This window comes from Paraburkholderia sp. BR10141, assembly GCF_056155635.1.
This window is the reverse complement of sequence record NZ_JBMIQH010000067.1, coordinates 1-15,463: the sequence shown is the minus strand read 5'-3', so window position 1 is coordinate 15,463 and position 15,463 is coordinate 1. Positions and strand designations below refer to the sequence as shown.

Genomic DNA, 15,463 nt, shown 5'->3' with positions numbered 1-15,463 from the left:
GGCCGACGTGTCCACCTTCGTGCGTGCGAGCTGGGGCAACACCGGCGCGCCAGTGAGCGCCGAAGACGTCGGGAGGGTCCGCAAGACCATCACCGTGAGCACGCCGGGGCTGCCGCCTGGCGCAACGCTCAAGCGCTAACGCGCCCCGCGCAGCACTTTTCCCTCCCCGCGTTTCATGCCTGCGGTCTCGTTCGCGAGACCGCAGGCGTGTGCGCGCATAACCAGAAATCGCTCAACAGGCGATCTTTAGACGTTGATACAACAAATGATGAGAAAACACCTGCTCGCCGCACCAGTCCTGTTCTCGCTCGCCGGCATCGCATCGGCGCAAGGCTCGGTCACGCTGTATGGCATCGCCGACGCCGGCATCACGTATCGCAGCAACGAGCGCAGCGGCACCACCGGCGCTTACACGGGCCATTCGAACGTGGGCCTCTCCACCGGCAACCTCTCGGGCAGCCGCTGGGGCATCAAGGGCAAGGAAGACCTGGGCAACGGGCTCGCGGCCATCTTCCTGCTCGAAGACGGCTTCGACATCACGAACGGCACCTCGGGCCAGAGCGGGCGCCTGTTCGGCCGTCAGGCCTTCGTGGGCCTCTCGGACCAGCGTTACGGCTCGCTCACCATGGGCCGCCAGTACACCTCGCTCGACGACTTCGTCGGGCCGGTCGCGCCCGTGAACTTCATCGGCGGCTTCGGCGCGCATCCGGGCGACATCGACGACCTCGACCAGACCACGCGCGTCGACAACTCGATCAAGTACACGAGCGCGAACTACGGGGGCTTCACGTTCGGTGCGCTGTACGGTTTCGGCGGCCAGGCGGGCAGCATGAAGCGCAAGAACACCTGGAGCTTGGGCGCGGGCTACGCAAACGGCCCGCTGCGCATGGGCGTGGGTTATGAACGATCGGACAACAGCAAGACCGGCCTCGACGATCCCACCTACGGCAAGTGGCAAGGCACGTACGACGGTACGTTCAACTCGTCGATCAACGAAGGCTATGCGAGCGCGCAATCGCAGCAGGTGGTGGCGGCGGGCGCAACGTGGGACTTCGGTCCCGCCGTGGTCGGCGTGAACTACAGCAACGTGCAATATCGCTCGGGCGCGAATTCGCTGTTTTCGGGCAATGCGATCTTCAATATCGCGGGCATTTTCACGCAGTGGAACGTGCAGCCGCGCACGCATCTGTTCGCGGGCTACAGCTATACGCGGGGCAGCGCCGTGGAAGGTGTGGATGAAGACGCGCAGTACCACAACGTTTCGGTGGGCGCGACCTATGATCTCTCGACGCGCTCGACGGTGTATCTGCTCGCGGGCTACCAGCATGCAGCGGGCATGACGCTCGACGCCGCCGGCAATCCGGTCGCGGCAACCGCTTCGGTGTCCGACAAGGGCAACGGCCACTCGTCGGCCACGCGGTCGCAAGCCATCGTGAGCGTGGGCTTGCGTCAGAAGTTCTAATACTCCGAAGTTTCGTTGCTTGCGCAACGAAATTGCGGGTGCTCACGCCATGAGCGCCCGCTTGCCTTTGCCGGCCGCGGCGCCGCTCAGTGCAGCACCTCCGGCCGGTCCAGCAGGCCGTAAAACTCGTCGATCGTCACGGTCGGTGCGAACTGCGAGAGCGTGGCGACGATCACGTCGTCGGTAATCGCCGATCCTGCCGCCGATTCGAGCTGAACCCCGGCCGCGGCGGCCTGGCTCTCGGCCAGCTCGAGGGCGATCGACAGGATGAAGCGTGCGTCGGTTTGGGTGAGTAGGGCTTTCATGCCTGCTCTAACGGCGCGCGCACAGGGAATCTTTAGGGTTTTGTGGGGTTTCGTAAGGCTTCGTAATCGACGTTACGCGCAGCCCTATGTTCAACGCGTACGGGCCACGAACTGTCCGGGACTCGTGCCCGTCAATCGTCGGAACATTGCGATGAAAGCCGACGACGTGGCGTACCCCAGATCCAGCGCCACGGCCTCGACGCTGCGCCCGGCATGCAGCATCGGCAGCGCGTTGACGAGCCGGATGCGCTGGCGCCATTCCGTCAACGACATGCCGAGCTCGTTTTGCGCGCGGCGCATGAGCGTGCGCTCGCTCATGTGAAACGCATCGGCAAGCTCTGCAAGCGAGCGATTGTCGGCGGGATTCTGCCGTAGCACCTGGAGGATAGCGTTGAGATCGGCGTCGTCGGTATGCGGCACGAAGCTGCCCGTGGTCGCGCAGGTCGACAGCTGATCCACGAGCACGCGCAACAAACGCGCGCGCTGCGCTTCGCCCTCCTCCTCCGCTAGCGTCACACGCAGATGCTCGAGGATCGCGCGCACGAGCGGCGACACCATCACCGCGCAGCTCGTTGCCGGCATGCGCGTGCACAGGTCGCGGCTGATGTAGACCGAGCAATGCACGGTCTCCTGCTCGTTGAAGCCCACGTGCTCGGTGCCCGGCGCGATCCACAGCCCGAGATGCGGCGGCGTGATGTAGTGCTCGTCCCCCGCCTTCACCTCGGTCGTGCCGCTGAACGCGTAGACGAACTCGCCCCACGGGTGGCACATCTGCGGATAGGTGGCATGCGAAGGCATGTGCTCCATGCGAAAGAACACGGGCGTGGGCAGCACGTCGGTGAACGGCGGCAGGCGCAGGTAGCGCGCCGGGCGAGCACGGGCAGGTGTTTTGGGCATGGCGGTCTGGGGCTATCGATTGTCAGTTTTGCGCTATATGCGCGCATCCCGTCGCATCAATACTACGCCCACTGCCAACAAACTTCAGCCGAATCCTTCAAATCAGTGAGCCCGCAATGAGAAAGCAAGTCGACGCAACGGCCGTGGCCATCATGGTGGCGCTCTGCCTCGCATGGGGTCTGCAACAGGTCGCGATCAAGGCGGTGGCCGGGGACATCCCGCCGATGCTGCAGATCGGGCTGCGTTCGGGCGTGGCGGCGGCACTCGTGTGGCTCTTCAACCAGCTCGTTTCGCGCGAGCGCTGGCTGCCGGGCGTGGCGCGCGGCGCGGGGCTCGTCACAGGCGGCTTGTTCGCGCTCGAATTCGTGTTCGTGGCCATGGGCCTGCGCTGGACCAATGCCTCGCACATGGCCGTGTTTCTCTATACCGCGCCGATGTTCGCGGCAATCGGCCTGCATCTGCGCCTGCCCGACGAACGCCTCGCGCGGCTGCAATGGGGCGGCATTGCGATCGCCTTCGCGGGCATCGCCATCACGTTCCTCGGGCCCGCGCTACTGGGCGCCGACATCCCGGGCTCGCCGTTGTGGCTGCTCGGAGACTTCATGGGTCTTTGCGCGGGCGCGGCGTGGGGGCTCACCACTGTCGTCGTGCGCACGAGCCGCCTGAGCGAGGCGCCCGCCACGCAAACGCTCTTCTATCAACTGGCGGGTGCTTTCGTCGCGCTGGTGCCGTTCTCGTTCCTGACCGGCCAGGCGCATTTTCACGGCACGCCGCTCGCCCTGGCCTCCCTCGCATTCCAGACCTTGCTCGTCTCGTTCGTGAGCTATCTCGTGTGGTTCTGGCTGCTGCGCCGCTATCTGGCCGCGCGCCTCGGCATACTGTCGTTCATGACGCCGCTGTTCGGCGTGGCCCTCGGCGTCGCGCTGCTGCACGAGCGCGTAGAGCCCGCGTTCCTGTTTGGATCGGCGCTCGTGCTGATCGGCCTGCTGGTGGTGAACGCCCAAAGCTGGGTCCGCCAGGCTTTCGGCCGTCGTGCCGCCAACGCAAACGGCGCTCGGGTTTCCTGATTCGATCAACAAAGTACCCGAATTACGCGGCATCTACGGTCTTTCGGTTGGCGTGACGGCGTCTCGCCGCACGCCTGCGCTTTCTGAGGTAAAGTCGCTCGGGTTCCGACTCACCTCGAATCCGGCACCCGATGCAAACCCTCTCGACTTTTACGCCCGTAGCGCTCGAACACGCGAGCCGCCTCATCAATCACGGCCCCACCGTGCTCGTCACCAGCAGCGACGGCAAGCGCCGCAACGTCATGGCGGCCGCGTGGTCGATGCCCGTAGAATTCACACCGCCGCGCATCGCCATCGTGATCGACAAGCGCACGTTCACGCGCGAACTCATCAACGCGAGCGGCAAGTTCGGCGTGATCATTCCGGGCGCCGCCGCAATCGATCTGACCTACGCCGTGGGCAGCGTCAGCGGCCGCGAGACCGACAAGTTCCAGCGTTTCGATATCGCCGCCATTACGGGCCCGAAGCTCGGCTTGCCCCTGCTCGAAGCAGGCTGCTGCGCGTGGATGGAATGCCGCCTGATTCCCGAACGGCACACCGAAGACGCCTACGATACGTGCTTCGCCGAAGTGATCGCTGCCGCGGCCGAGCCGCGTGTCTTCCGCAATGGCCACTGGGAACTCGACAGCAGCAACGCGGACCTGCACACGATCCACCATCTGGGGGCCGGCAATTTCGTGCGTGCCAGCGACACGATTAAGGCACGCGAACTCGCGTAAGCGCACCAACGCGATCAGGCCGCTATGATTCGCGTGTGGTGTGAAATCGCCACAAATATTTCGCATTGCATATATTTGAAAACATCTATTGGCGTGTTTTCAAGCGGCACAGGAGCCACGCATGAGCGATCTCGATACGCCGGCATCATTTGGCAGCCCCAAGGCGACCGCGCAAGCCGGACGACTCGGTTACCTGCCCGTCGCGCTGTTCGGCTCGGTCATGGGGCTTGCCGGGCTCTCGTCGGCGTGGCGGCTCGCGCACCGCATGTACGGCGTGCCGCTGTGGATCGCGCAGTTGATCGGCGTGCTCGCCGTGCTGGCGTTCCTGATGATCGGCTTCGGGTACGCCGTGAAATGGGTCACCGGCCCCGATGCCGTGAAAGCCGAATTCAATCATCCCATTGCGAGCAATCTCTTCGGGACGCTGTTCATCAGCCTGTTACTGCTGCCCATCCCGCTTGCCGACGTGAGCGTGCCGTTCGCGCGCGCGGTGTGGATCGTCGGCGCCATCGGCATGATCGTGTTTGCGTGGTTCGTGATCATGCGCTGGCTCAGTCAGCGTCAGCATCCGTCCCATGCCACACCCGCGTGGATCGTGCCCGTCGTAGGGCTCATCGACATCCCGCTCGCCACGCCCGCCATCCAGATCACGGGCGTGAACGGCGTCTTGATGCTCGCGCTCGCCGTGGGGCTCTTTTTCGCTGTGCCGCTCTTCACGCTGATTTTTTCGCGCCTCATGTTCGAGGAGCCCATGGCCAACAATCTGCAGCCGACGCTCCTCATTCTGCTCGCGCCGTTCGCCGTGGGCTTTTCGGCCTATGTGACCGTGACGGGCGAAGTGGACCGCTTCGCCGATGCGCTCTACATGCTCACGCTGTTCCTGCTCACTGTGCTCGTCGGCCGGTTGCGCTATCTCGCGATCACCTGCCCCTTCCGGCTCTCGTGGTGGGCCGTGAGCTTTCCGCTCGCGGGCTCGGTGAGTTGCGCCGAGCGTTACGCCGACCATGCTCCGGGCCCCATCACGCACGGCATCGCGATCGTTCTGCTCGCGACGGTCACGCCGCTGCTGTTCCTGCTGGCCGGCCGCACATTGTGGGGCGTGCTGCGGGGAGAACTGGAAGCGCTGGCCCGCTAGCAGCTCGACCACAACTGCGTGCTTGAATTTTATAGACGATCGGTCTAATATCGGCGACATGGAACCGATCATCGCCGCCAAACCGCGCCGCGGCAGGCCGCCGAAAGATCCGCGCGCGCACGCCGACACACGCGACACGCTCATTCGCGCCGGCATGGAAATGCTGACCGAACAGAGCTTCGCGGCCACGGGGCTGGATGCCCTGCTCAAGCGGGTGAACATTCCCAAGGGCTCGTTCTATCACTACTTCGACAGCAAGGAAGCATTCGGGCGCGAGTTGATGAGCGCGTACGATGCGTACTTCTGCGCGAAGCTCGACCGCTGGCTGCAGGACGACACGCGCCCTGCTCTCGAGCGGCTCGGCGCCTTCGTAGACGACGCCAGCAAAGGCATGGCCCGCCACCGCTATACACGCGGCTGCCTCGTGGGCAATCTCGGCGTCGAGGTGGACATCCTGCCCGACGACTTCCGCGACACGCTCGAACGCATTCTGCAGGGCTGGCAAGCGCGCATCGTGGCGTGCCTGCACGAGGCCCAGCGCGAAGGCGTACTCGCAAAGCGAATCGACCTTGCGTCACTCGCCGCTTTCTTCTGGATAGGCTGGGAAGGCGCCGTGCTGCGCGCCAGGCTCGTGCGCAGCGCGGCTCCACTCGAGACATTTTTTAGGGGTTTCATCGCGGGGTTGCCTCGCGCGTGAGCGCGTGAGCCGCGGCAACGCCAACCGTTCACCGTTTCAGGAGCAAGATGCATCATGTTCAAGGCCATCGTCATTGATAAGGAATCCGGATCGTATGAAGCGCGCGTTGCCGAACTCGACGAAGCGCGCCTGCCGGAAGGCGACGTGCTCGTCGATGTCGGCTATAGCACGCTGAACTACAAGGACGGCCTCGCAATCACGGGCAAAGGCCCGGTCGTTCGCAGCTTCCCCATGGTTCCGGGTATCGATTTCGCGGGGACGGTCGCGCAAAGCGCGAACCCTGCCTACGCGGTGGGCGACGCGGTCGTGCTCAACGGGTGGGGCGTTGGCGAACAACATTGGGGCGGGCTCGCGCAGAAGGCGCGCGTCAAGGGCGACTGGCTCATTCCGCTGCCGGCGGGCTTTACGCCGCGGCAAACGATGGCAGTCGGCACGGCCGGATACACGGCCATGCTCTGCATTCTCGCGCTCGAGCGGTACGGCATCACGCCCGCGCACGGCGACGTGCTCGTCACGGGCGCGAGCGGTGGCGTGGGCAGTTTTGCCATCGCACTGCTCACGCGCCGAGGCTATCGCGTGGTGGCGTCGACCGGCAGGCTGCAAGAGGCGGAGTATCTGAAGCAACTTGGCGCCGTCGAAGTCATCGACCGCGCCTCGCTATCGGAGCCGGGCCGCCCGCTGCAAAAAGAGCGCTGGGCTGCCGCGATCGATTCGGTTGGCGGCCACACGTTGGCAAATGTCTGCGCAAGCCTGTGCGCCGATGGAGCGGTGGCTGCCTGTGGCCTGGCACAAGGCATGGATCTTCCCGCGACGGTCGCGCCATTCATTCTGCGCGGCGTGAGCCTCCTCGGCATCAATAGCGTCACGCGTCCGTTTGCGCAGCGGCAGCAAGCCTGGCACGCGTTGGGAGAGACGCTCGATCTGAAGCAGCTCGACATGATTACGCGAGAAATCGGCCTGGCCGAGGCCATTGCCGCCGCAAGCGATCTGCTCGCCGGACATGTGCGCGGGCGGCTCGTGGTGGACGTCAACCGGTAACGTGCACAGCCGCGGCGATTCGACGATTCACGATGTCGCCGCGTTCACGAACGATTCGCGAACGCGCGCGGCGTAACGCCGAGAAGCCGCGTCATCCAGTGCGCCATATGGCTCTGATGCGCGAAGCCCGCTTCGAGCGCCACCTGGCTCAGGCTGAGTTTGCCTTCGATGAGCAGCGCCCTCGCGCGTTCGACGCGCCGCCGCACGACGTATTGATGCACCGGCATCCCCAGCGTTTCGCGAAACAGGACCTTGAAATGTGGCACGCTCAGGTCGACGAGTGCCGCGAGTTCGCCGAGCGTGAGGCGTCGATCGAGATGGCTCTCGATGTAATCGGTCACGCGCGCCGCTTTGTGTGTCGCAAGCATGGTTGCGCCCCGGCCTTCTGATGCGCCCGTGCCGCCGAGCAGCCGCACGACCATTGCCGTGGAAATGCTCTCGGCAAATAGCGGATCGCAAGCCGTTCCCGCATCGATCTCGGCCAGCAGCGCGCCAGCCAGCGAATTGATGCGCGGGTCGCGCAACTGCAGATGCGGCCGGATCTCGCGCTTACCCCACGGGTTCTCCATCTGCTCCGCAATCGATCGCACGAAGCGGTCGTCGAACCACACGCGCAGAATCATGCAGTCCGCATCATCGGTCCATTCGCCTTCGACCCCGGCAGGCACCACATCCGCGTCGCCGTGCGCCTGGAGCCGCGATTGACGGCGGCCGTCGCAGGCGCATCGCGCACGCACCGGCATGCCGACATGAATGCCTAGGCGGTGGTACGCCATGGCGGGAAAGCGATGCTGCCCCGCACTCACACGCAGCAGTTCGGCGCCACCGCCCTGCCAGCCCAATCCGGCGCTCGAACGCAGGCTGACGCTTGTTCCAGCGTGCCGGTGCGGATCTGCAGTCAGTGCGCTCATGGCAATCCTTTTCGACGCTCAAGCCGTGCGGGAATTCGTGCGATGTTTGCGGCCAGTTTACTGGATTCGGGCCACGCTCGCGCACCGCGCCATGGTGGACGTATTCAATCATCCGTTTCTGTCCAAGGCCATCCGTTCCTGCGCGCCATACGGCGTTCGTCTGCCTACGATGATGCAGACCACGCACACCAGGAGAAAGCGATCATGTTCGTGATTTTTGGAGCAGCGGGAAAAGCCGGGCGCGTCACCGCCGCCGCGTTGCGCCGCGCGGGCAAGCCCGTGCGCGCCGTGGTGCGCCACGCTCGTCAGGGCGAGAGTCTCGCGGCGCTGGGCTGCGAAATCGCACTCGCCGACCTGACAGACGCGCACTCGGTCGCGGCCGCGATCAAGGGCGCACACGCCGTCCAGCTGCTATGTCCCGTTCCATCCGGTGATACGGATCCCGAAGCGACCATGCGCACGACGATCGACGTCGCCACCGATGCCCTGCGCGAAAACCCGCCCGCCACGCTGCTCGCCATTTCCGACTATGGCGCGGAGCTGCCGTTGAATACCGGCATCACGCGGCTCTATCACTACCTGGAAAAGCAGCTGAAACCCATTGCCACGCAATTGGTGTTGCTGCGCTCGGCGGAACATATGCAGAACTGGGCGGCGTTCTTGCCCGGCGCGCTCGCAACCGGTGCGCTGCCAAGCCTCCATCTGCCTTTGGAGCGCCGCTTTCCCACGGTTGCCGCACAGGACGTTGGCGCGGCGAGCGCCGAACTGCTGCTCGAATCGCATCAGTCCGGCACGCCGAGAATCGTGAGCATTGAAGGACCGCAGAGGGTCAGCGTGAACGACATCGCGACGGCATTGAGCATTGCGAGCGGCCGCACGATCACGCCTCATGCGCTGCCGCGCGAATCGTGGGCACCGATGCTTCTCAAAGCCGGACTCAGCGAGAAGCACGGCCGGCTCATCACCGATCTGTACGACGTTTACAACACCGGCCGCATCGACGTGGAAGCGAGCCGCAGCGAGCGGCGCTTCGGCATGACTGCGTTAAGCGACGTGTTCGGGCCGCTCGTTGCGAAATTCAAGAGCCAATAGCGTGCACGCCGCAGTGACAAAAAAGCCGGGCGCTACGCACGCCCGGCCTTCAGTGCATGACTGCGCGGCGATCAGAACCACTTGCCGAACTGGCCGCCCGGAGCAAGCGACACCCCGCGCAGCACTTCACCGAAGCCCGCGTTGCGCAGCGTCACGAAACGCTCGTTCGCCGCACCCGAAGCCGTGGTGTTGCGCAGCACGTCGCGCACGGCGACGAGGCGATTCGGGTCCGCGCCCTGGTCGCCGTTGCCGCTCACCGTCGAGGTGATCGCCCAGATCGTGACCGTGCCGTCCTGCTCGACGTGGCCCGTGATGTTACGCAGGCCGTCGGTGGCGGGCGACCACGGCAGGCCGGTCGCGCTGTTCGTGCCCACCGGATAACCGGCCACGGTGTACGACGTCCCCAGATTCAGACCGTTCTGGATCGTGTAGGCAAGCTTCCACGACTTCGTTCCGGCGTCGTACACCCACTTCTGCAGGCCTGCACCGGTCTGCTGCGCGGCGTGCGTGTAGAGGTCCGTGCCGCCCGAATAGCCATCGCCCTCGTCGGCCACATAGAGCGTATTGGCGTTGGCGAACCACAGGCCGAACGGATACGAGAGCGTCGTCGCCGTCTTGTTCGGCGTAGCGGGGAAACCCGCGAGCACGCATACGTTGCTCGGCAAGCCGCTGGTCGTCAACGTGGAGGCGTCGTACGCGAGCGGGTTGGACGGCAGTTTCGCGCCCGCCACCGGCACGCCCACGCCGCCCGAAGGGCACGCCTTGCCCGTGGTGTCGACGAAGTACACTGTGTTCACGCCGTTGCCGCCGCTGCCCTTCGTGAAGTACACCACGTTGTTGAAGACGGTGAGCCCGCGGAAGTTGTCGTCCTTGCCGACCTTGTCGGCCTTCGCACCGAGTTGCGTGACCGAAAAGCTCGCGAGCGGCGTGGGCGTGCCCGGCGTTTGCTGCGCCTCATGCTGATGCGTCGCCTCGATGAATTGCGCACCTGCACCGAGAATCACACCTGCCGGCTGCGGATTCGAACCGTTGCCTGCGTTGCCCACCGTGAAGTAAACGCCATTGCCTTCGCCGTTGTCGTTGCCGTTGTTGAGCAATGCGGCGCGGCCGTTATTGCCGCTGTATGCATTCGTCTCCGTAAAAGAGAAGTGCCCTTCGGCATCGAGCCGCGCGACGGCGCGATAGAACGCCTGACCATCCGGATTCGTCGGATCGATCGCGCCCGGCGTATTCGAGTTCGATACGTCGATCGTATTGACCGGCGCAACGTAGCCCATGAAAGTCAGGTAACGGCCGTCGCGCGAGAGGTTGAGCCCGAGTTCGGACTTGGAGCTGAAGCTCGTTACGAGCTGGTCGTGGCCATGGCCCGGATGCAGACTGTTGGGCACTTCCAGCGTGTGGACGACCTGGCCGCCCGGCGTAATGGTATCGAGGAAAATGCGCGCCGTGATGCCGAAGCTCGGATCGTAGAGCGCGTTGTTCCAGACGGCCGGATACGTGCCGTCAGTGGGCGCGCCGCCCGTGGGGCAGCTCGCCTGCGCGCTATTGCAATTGGGCGGCAGCGTCATGCCCGGGGTGACGTTGCTCGACACATTGTCGTAGACACTGCGGCTCACGACGAGCAGGCCCGAACCGCCGAAAAATGCGCCGGTATCTTGCGCGGAAGCGGATGCGCCTGCACTGGCGCAAACCAGGGCAGCGGCAATAGCAAGTCGGGAAGGACGTGCGGCAAAACAAGGGCCGCGAACTACTGGGCGAAGGGTATTGATGGCCATCTGTAGCGTCTCCGAAAGGAATTACAAGCGTTTTGTCAGGACGAACGCGGGGTCAATCCTGCTTACCGTAGCGAAATTTTGTGAAAGATTCGTTGCAGGCAATGCGGCTTCGTTCACGCGATTTCCTCTGCGGAAATCGAACGGCTCAGCCTGTTTTCCGATGCAGACTAATTTCGTTTGTTATCCTCATCATCTGTTCGTGCGCACGCACGTAACGCTTCGTCATAAAACCGCCGCACGATAGCAGGATTCAATTTGAATCCTGCTTGTCACCATCCTGTAATTGACAGTACGCGGACCAGACAGACTCCGCGACTTCCCAGAAAACATGAATAACGGGAGAGGCTCGTGAGACCATTGCGCCCCCTGATTGCCGCGCTCGTTTGCGGCATTTGCACGTTGTCGGCCAGCGCCGAAGACGTGACCGGATGCGGCAGCACGCTCGCCGCCCCCCTCTACTCCCACTGGGCCACCGCCTACCAGAAATCCGGCGGCGGTAAGGTGATCTACCGCAGCACAGGCTCCACGGACGGCATCAAGGAGATCGTCGCGCGCACGGTCGATTTCGCCGGCTCCGACGCCCCGCTCACGAGCGAGCAATTGAGCAAGGACGGATTGCGGCAGTTTCCTACCGCGATCGGCGGCGTGGTGCCGGTGGTGAATCTCCCGGGCATCAAGGCCGGGCAGTTGATGCTGAACGGCGAGGTGTTGGGCCAGATCTTTCTCGGCAAGATCCTGTTCTGGGACGACCCGGCCATCGTGCGGCTCAATCCGAAGATCAAGATGCCCAACACGCCGATCGCAGTCGTGCGGCGTCTCGATGGTTCGGGCACGACGCTGATCTGGACGCACTATCTCTCGCAGGTGAGCCCCGAATGGAAACGCAAGGTCGGCGAAGGCACCACTGTTCACTGGCCATTGGGGATAGGCGGGAAAGGGAATGAAGGCGTCGCCACGTTCGTGGGCTACCTGCCCGGCGCGATTGGCTATGTCGCCTGGGACTTCACGAAGCAGAATCGTCTGACCTACACGGCGATGACCAACGCGGCGGGCGTGGTCGTGGAGCCGGGCATCGACACATTCAGCGCAGCGGCCGCGAATGCGGACTGGTCAAGCTCGCTCTTTCAGGTGCTGACCAATCAGCCGGGCAAGGACGCATGGCCCGTGATGGGCGCGACCTACGTGCTGTTGCAGGCGACACCGGATCACTCTGCGCGCAACGCTGAAACGCTGAAGTTCTTCGACTGGGCGCTCACGCACGGCGAGCCGACGATCCAGGCACTGGACTATATTCCGCTGCCGGCCGTAGTCGTGACGAAAATCCGCGCGCAATGGCACGACGGCAAGAGCGACGACGTCGCACCGAAGGACGCTAGCGCGCAGTAGCGTCAACAAGCGCGTTGCCTGGGTAGATGAAAAACGTGGGCGAAGTTCTGTGACGGCGTGCGCTAATCAACGCTTGCCTGCTTTGCGCCTGCGGGAATCGGATTTACGGCAGAGGTCCGTCAACACCCAGCGCGCGATGATCTCGGGGCGATTCGTCCCGTACTGCGCGAACTTGATTTCACTTTCGAAGTAGACAATGACGCTTCCGGCCATGACGCGGTAAGTACCCGCGTAGTTCACGCCATCCAGTTCAACGCTCAAAGGATGGGTGGTTTCGTATTCTGCAAGAGCCAAGGTAAACGCGGAAATGTCTAAATTATGACAATATCGTTTCGCGGCCCCATTGGTCAATTAAATATGCGTTTTGTTTCATATTGACGATTGCCTTCCCGATTTCCGCACATTACGGGAACCTGTCGCGCCTTTTAACGGGGCACGGATTAACGCCGCCTGACTCAGCCTGCCATAGGGGCTTGCCGCGAACCACCGCTCGCCGACGGAAGCGCTCCAGGCATTCACCCAGCGCGTCGCCATCAATTTATCGGGTTCTGCTTCGGCGTTCATCAGCCGCTTCATTGCCAGGCCAAGGCGGTGCATTGCATACCGCTTACGGCGCGCTTCAGCATCTACTCGCGCGTTCATCGTCTCGCCTCTTCCGATTGAGTATTGCGTAGACAAAACCTGGAGACCCGCCTGCACCGATACCTTGCGAAGCCGGAGCATGACTCCCGCCGAACCAGGCGAGAACACTCATTAAGGCACGGAAATAATGGCGGAAACATCAGGGAGAGTATGGACGCAGTCGCCATGAAAGCGCTTTCGCCGGACAACGGGAAAAAGGGCACGCCACCCATGACGATCTGGCTCTCTGCTCACCACTCACCACATTACGCCGACCATATGACACTCGTTAGTAAGCCACGAATTCGAGCCTTTTGTCGAAATACAACCGGTGAATGGCGGCGACCTGGCGACGCGCTGCGAGATGATGGTGGATCGGCAACCCCTTTCCAGAAGGTTCACAACGTATCGATCCATGCGAACAACGACACACGGCGGCCCCCGATTCGCGCTCGGACGCGCACTGAAGCAACCGTTGCTGAATGTCGTGGCCCGGTTGCCCGACAGCGTGCAGCGCGCGATGTTCATTCCGCCGATACGGCGCATCTGCATTCGCGTCCCGGTATTGCGCGCAGTATATTCCGGCTGTCTGCGGCGCCACCCCATCGATCTCCTGTACGGCACGAACACGAGCGGACTGGTCGATTCCAACGCGCTGCAGCGCGACTGCGATCTTGCCGCCCAACTCAGGCCTTACATGGGCTCGCAGCCGACCATCATCCGCCGCGCGCTCGACACCCTGGGCGATATCACCGGTTATACGTTCATGGACATCGGTTGCGGTAAAGGCCGGCCGATGATCGTCGCCTCCGAGTATCCGTTTGCTTTGGCGCTGGGCTACGACATCAGCGCGGACCTCGTGCGAACGGCGAACGCGAACGCGACCGTCGTGGCGCGGCGCTTCCCACAACGGCCGCCCATTCGCGCGCTGCACGCCAATGTCGCCGATCTGCAGGTGCCGTCGGGCAACGTGGTCGTCTTTCTGTTCAATCCATTCGGGCCCGAGCTGATGGCGTCGTTGCTCGAGAAACTCGAAGCGGGCCTTGCGAGCGGCACCATCGAGCATCTTTTCATCGTCTACGATAACCCCGTGTGCGGCGAAGTCTTCGACGGCTCCCGCCAGTTGAAGCGCTGGTTCGCCGGCGTATTTCCGTACGATCGCGACGAAGTCGGCTTCGGACCTGAGGACCACGAGAACGTCGTCGTCTGGCAAAGCGTGCGCGGCGCACGCCCTGACACATTCGCCGACCGCAATCGCCGCATTACGACTAAAGACCGCCTCAGCACTTCCATTGAAGGCTGAATCACAAGCACCACGAATTCATTCAGGAGACGCAAGTGCCGACCTCCGTCGTGGCGATATACGAGTCGTCGCCGGCTGCTTCCTTCCGGTACGCGTTGCGCACGTGCGAGACCGTCGATGCGTTTCGTGCATTCGAGCCCCAATGGCGTGCGCTTATATCCGGAACCGAGGCGCACTCGCCATTCATCAGCTTTGCCTACTGCGAGACAGCCGTCGCGGCGGCACTGAAGAGCGGCGCAAAGGTCGAAGTCGCGACGGTGCACGACGCGCGTGACCTTCTGGCGCTATGGCCCGTTGTCATTACGCGCGAAGGCGCGTGGCGAACGGCCCGGGCGCTGGGCTGCGGATGCGGCGAGGAATACGGCGGCCCGCTGATCGCTGACACCCGGCGCGCGGAACTTTACGATGCGGCAGTCCGTGCCGTTTTGCGGATTCACGCCGACGTGCTCCACATTCCGATGCTCGAAAACGGCAGCGCGCTGCAACATGCGCTCGACGCCGCGCCGCAGTCCTGGGTGCAGCGTGCGCTGCCGCAGCGCTGGCGCGTGATGCCCGGCTATTCGATCAACCTGCGCGCCGCGCCCACATGGAACGATTTCCTCGCCACGCGGCACTCGACGCTGCGCGCCGCGCTGCGTTCGAGTGCGAAGCGGCTACGGCGCGAAGGCGAGGTCAGTTTTGGATGGTGCAGCAACGCCGAGGACACCGAGCGCGTATTGAGGTGGCTATTCGCCAACAAGCGCCAATGGGCGCTCAAGCGTGGAATTGAGTCGCCCTATTTGATGGACGACCGCGTACGCGATTTCTTCATCGAGCTTGCCAGGCGAACCGATCTGACCACCCAGCCGCTCGTCGCCTACGTGCAGGTCGATGGGCAGCCGGTGGCGGCATCCGTCAATCTCGTTGGCGCGCGCAGCGTCGAGTATTTGATCACCACTTATGACGAGGCGTTCAGCGTGTTTTCGGTGGGAAACCTGCTGATCGAATCCATCGCGCAATGGGCCCAGGCCCATGGCCGCGATTTCGACTTTCGGCCGCTGCACGGCGACTACAAG

The 15,463-nt window shown here is 63.6% G+C and carries 16 protein-coding genes; 10 read left to right on the top strand and 6 right to left on the bottom strand.

Features of this window, described 5'->3' with window-relative positions:
- Positions 1–268 precede the first annotated feature (268 nt).
- Positions 269–1,462 carry a porin gene (locus ACOJB8_RS39695; protein ID WP_475017672.1) on the top strand — a complete coding sequence of 398 codons (1,194 nt, stop codon included), beginning with the start codon at positions 269–271 and terminating at the stop codon, positions 1,460–1,462.
- An 86-nt stretch (positions 1,463–1,548) separates the two neighbouring features.
- Here the strand turns inward: ACOJB8_RS39695 and ACOJB8_RS39690 are convergent, their stop codons facing one another.
- On the bottom strand, positions 1,549–1,767 hold the full coding sequence (locus ACOJB8_RS39690; RefSeq protein ID WP_028207581.1) for a hypothetical protein: 219 nt from the start codon (positions 1,765–1,767) through the stop codon (positions 1,549–1,551).
- Positions 1,768–1,857: 90 nt separating this feature from the next.
- Positions 1,858–2,664, bottom strand: a complete 807-nt coding sequence (locus ACOJB8_RS39685) for a helix-turn-helix domain-containing protein (RefSeq protein WP_368603040.1) — start codon at positions 2,662–2,664, stop codon at positions 1,858–1,860.
- Between the two features lie 116 nt (positions 2,665–2,780).
- Here ACOJB8_RS39685 and ACOJB8_RS39680 point away from each other — a divergent pair, with 116 nt between their 5' ends.
- From ACOJB8_RS39680 to acuI, 5 genes are all read left to right on the top strand, one after another.
- Positions 2,781–3,731 carry a DMT family transporter gene (locus ACOJB8_RS39680; protein WP_475017668.1) on the top strand — a complete coding sequence of 317 codons (951 nt, stop codon included), beginning with the start codon at positions 2,781–2,783 and terminating at the stop codon, positions 3,729–3,731.
- Between the two features lie 131 nt (positions 3,732–3,862).
- Positions 3,863–4,450 carry a flavin reductase family protein gene (locus tag ACOJB8_RS39675; protein ID WP_342946366.1) on the top strand — a complete coding sequence of 196 codons (588 nt, stop codon included), beginning with the start codon at positions 3,863–3,865 and terminating at the stop codon, positions 4,448–4,450.
- 121 nt (positions 4,451–4,571) lie between these two features.
- Positions 4,572–5,585 (top strand): SLAC1 anion channel family protein, encoded by a 1,014-nt coding sequence (locus tag ACOJB8_RS39670; protein ID WP_069266343.1) that lies wholly within the window; start codon positions 4,572–4,574, stop codon positions 5,583–5,585.
- Between the two features lie 58 nt (positions 5,586–5,643).
- Positions 5,644–6,282: an acrylate utilization transcriptional regulator AcuR gene (gene acuR, locus ACOJB8_RS39665; protein WP_475017665.1), complete on the top strand. Its 639-nt coding sequence runs from the start codon at positions 5,644–5,646 to the stop codon at positions 6,280–6,282.
- A gap of 54 nt (positions 6,283–6,336) precedes the next feature.
- Positions 6,337–7,320, top strand: a complete 984-nt coding sequence (acuI, locus tag ACOJB8_RS39660) for an acrylyl-CoA reductase (NADPH) (RefSeq protein WP_475017663.1) — start codon at positions 6,337–6,339, stop codon at positions 7,318–7,320.
- 44 nt (positions 7,321–7,364) lie between these two features.
- Here the strand turns inward: acuI and ACOJB8_RS39655 are convergent, their stop codons facing one another.
- On the bottom strand, positions 7,365–8,231 hold the full coding sequence (locus ACOJB8_RS39655; RefSeq protein WP_368618440.1) for a helix-turn-helix domain-containing protein: 867 nt from the start codon (positions 8,229–8,231) through the stop codon (positions 7,365–7,367).
- Between the two features lie 204 nt (positions 8,232–8,435).
- On the opposite strand from ACOJB8_RS39655, the gene ACOJB8_RS39650 reads away from it, so the two are divergent.
- Positions 8,436–9,323, top strand: a complete 888-nt coding sequence (locus ACOJB8_RS39650; RefSeq protein WP_368603035.1) for an NmrA family NAD(P)-binding protein — start codon at positions 8,436–8,438, stop codon at positions 9,321–9,323.
- 71 nt (positions 9,324–9,394) lie between these two features.
- On the opposite strand, the gene ACOJB8_RS39645 is transcribed toward ACOJB8_RS39650, so the two are convergent.
- Positions 9,395–10,939, bottom strand: coding sequence for a hypothetical protein (locus ACOJB8_RS39645; RefSeq protein ID WP_342946371.1), 1,545 nt, complete (start codon positions 10,937–10,939; stop codon positions 9,395–9,397).
- Between the two features lie 528 nt (positions 10,940–11,467).
- Between ACOJB8_RS39645 and pstS the strand changes: the two genes are divergently transcribed.
- Entirely contained in the window at positions 11,468–12,484 is a 1,017-nt protein-coding gene (pstS, locus tag ACOJB8_RS39640; RefSeq protein WP_475017671.1) for a phosphate ABC transporter substrate-binding protein PstS, read from the top strand.
- A gap of 66 nt (positions 12,485–12,550) precedes the next feature.
- Here pstS and ACOJB8_RS39635 read toward each other — a convergent pair whose 3' ends face one another.
- Complete coding sequence (locus ACOJB8_RS39635; protein WP_141710756.1) at positions 12,551–12,835, bottom strand: hypothetical protein; 285 nt, start codon at positions 12,833–12,835, stop codon at positions 12,551–12,553.
- A gap of 18 nt (positions 12,836–12,853) precedes the next feature.
- Positions 12,854–13,126, bottom strand: a complete 273-nt coding sequence (locus ACOJB8_RS39630) for a hypothetical protein (protein ID WP_368727880.1) — start codon at positions 13,124–13,126, stop codon at positions 12,854–12,856.
- Between the two features lie 394 nt (positions 13,127–13,520).
- Between ACOJB8_RS39630 and ACOJB8_RS39625 the strand changes: the two genes are divergently transcribed.
- Both ACOJB8_RS39625 and ACOJB8_RS39620 read left to right on the top strand, forming a co-directional pair.
- Positions 13,521–14,408 (top strand): class I SAM-dependent methyltransferase, encoded by an 888-nt coding sequence (locus ACOJB8_RS39625; protein WP_141710754.1) that lies wholly within the window; start codon positions 13,521–13,523, stop codon positions 14,406–14,408.
- Positions 14,409–14,443: 35 nt separating this feature from the next.
- Positions 14,444–15,463: GNAT family N-acetyltransferase (locus tag ACOJB8_RS39620; RefSeq protein ID WP_475017660.1), on the top strand; the 1,020-nt coding region annotated here is incomplete at its 3' end.

Coding starts and splice junctions, on each gene's coding strand:
- ACOJB8_RS39695 (WP_475017672.1), top strand. CDS start 269: ATGAGAAAACACCTGCTCGCCGCACCAGTCCTGTTCTCGCTCGCCGGC.
- ACOJB8_RS39690 (WP_028207581.1), bottom strand. CDS start 1,767: ATGAAAGCCCTACTCACCCAAACCGACGCACGCTTCATCCTGTCGATC.
- ACOJB8_RS39685 (WP_368603040.1), bottom strand. CDS start 2,664: ATGCCCAAAACACCTGCCCGTGCTCGCCCGGCGCGCTACCTGCGCCTG.
- ACOJB8_RS39680 (WP_475017668.1), top strand. CDS start 2,781: ATGAGAAAGCAAGTCGACGCAACGGCCGTGGCCATCATGGTGGCGCTC.
- ACOJB8_RS39675 (WP_342946366.1), top strand. CDS start 3,863: ATGCAAACCCTCTCGACTTTTACGCCCGTAGCGCTCGAACACGCGAGC.
- ACOJB8_RS39670 (WP_069266343.1), top strand. CDS start 4,572: ATGAGCGATCTCGATACGCCGGCATCATTTGGCAGCCCCAAGGCGACC.
- acuR (WP_475017665.1), top strand. CDS start 5,644: ATGGAACCGATCATCGCCGCCAAACCGCGCCGCGGCAGGCCGCCGAAA.
- acuI (WP_475017663.1), top strand. CDS start 6,337: ATGTTCAAGGCCATCGTCATTGATAAGGAATCCGGATCGTATGAAGCG.
- ACOJB8_RS39655 (WP_368618440.1), bottom strand. CDS start 8,231: ATGAGCGCACTGACTGCAGATCCGCACCGGCACGCTGGAACAAGCGTC.
- ACOJB8_RS39650 (WP_368603035.1), top strand. CDS start 8,436: ATGTTCGTGATTTTTGGAGCAGCGGGAAAAGCCGGGCGCGTCACCGCC.
- ACOJB8_RS39630 (WP_368727880.1), bottom strand. CDS start 13,126: ATGAACGCGCGAGTAGATGCTGAAGCGCGCCGTAAGCGGTATGCAATG.
- ACOJB8_RS39625 (WP_141710754.1), top strand. CDS start 13,521: ATGCGAACAACGACACACGGCGGCCCCCGATTCGCGCTCGGACGCGCA.